Consider the following 1,312-nt stretch of genomic DNA (forward strand, 5'->3'; position numbering starts at 1 on the left):
ATGCTGAAGGAGGATGGCGGCGGCAATGCCTGCGCCGAGCGGCTGTCGCATCTGATGGATGAGCTGATCCAGGCGCTCTACGATTTCGCCGCCGGCCATGTCTACCGGGTCAAGAACCGCTCGGCCGCCGAGCGCATGGCGGTCGTCGCGGTCGGCGGCTATGGCCGCGGCACGCTGGCGCCGGGCTCCGATATCGATCTGTTGTTCCTGCTTCCCTACAAGCAGACGCCGTGGGGCGAGCAGATCGTCGAATACATGCTCTACATGCTGTGGGACATGGGGCTGAAGGTCGGCCACGCCACCCGCAACATCGAAGAGTGCCTGAGGCTGTCGCGCACCGACATCACCATCCGCACCTCGATCCTGGAGGCGCGCTTCCTGTGGGGCGAGCGCAAGCTCTATGACGAACTGCTCACCCGCTTCGATCACGAGGTGGTGCGCACGACCGGACCGGAGTACGTGCAGGCCAAGCTCGCCGAGCGCGACGAGCGCCATGCCAAGGCGGGCGAAAGCCGCTATCTGGTCGAGCCCAACGTCAAGGACGGCAAGGGCGGCCTGCGCGACCTGCAGACGCTGTTCTGGATCGGCAAATATTTCTATCGCGTCCGCACCGGCGAGGAGCTGGTCGAGAAAGGCGTCTTCACCGAGGCCGAATATCGCGAATTCCAGAAGGCCGAGGATTTTTTGTGGGCGGTACGCTGCCACATGCATTTCCTCACCGGCAAGGCCGAAGAGCGGCTGCATTTCGACATCCAGCGCGAGATCGCCGAGCGGCTGGGCTACACCACGCATCCCGGCCTGTCGGCGGTCGAGCGCTTCATGAAGCACTATTTCCTGGTCGCCAAGGATGTCGGCGACCTGACCCGCATCTTCTGCGCCGCGCTCGAGGAGGAACAGGCCAAGCACGTGCCCGGCTTCAACCGCATCTTCCTCACCTTCTCGCGGCGCAAGCGCAAGCTTGCCGGCACATCCGACTTTATCGTCGACAACCACCGCATCAACATCGCCGACGACACGGTGTTCGAGCGCGATCCGGTCAACCTGCTCCGCCTGTTCTGGTTCGCCGACAAGCATGGGCTGGAGTTCCATCCCGACGCGCTGAAGCTGCTCACCCGCTCGCTCGGCCTGGTCAACAAGTCGCTCAGGCGCGACGCGGAGGCCAACCGGCTGTTCCTCGACATCCTGACCTCCGACCGCAATGCAGAGCTCAACCTCAGGCGCATGAACGAGGCGGGGCTGCTCGGCAAGCTGATCCCCGACTTCGGCAAGATCGTCGCCATGATGCAGTTCTCGATGTACCACCATTATACGG

The 1,312-nt window shown here is 63.6% G+C and carries 1 protein-coding gene; it reads left to right on the forward strand.

Annotation, left to right across the window (positions count from 1 at the left end; translation table 11 throughout):
* The coding region (gene glnD, locus EOA38_RS36945; protein WP_127301529.1) for a [protein-PII] uridylyltransferase at positions 1-1,312 on the forward strand (1,312 nt) is incomplete at both ends.

The organism is Mesorhizobium sp. M1E.F.Ca.ET.041.01.1.1, from assembly GCF_003997355.1.
Lineage (GTDB): Bacteria > Pseudomonadota > Alphaproteobacteria > Rhizobiales > Rhizobiaceae > Mesorhizobium.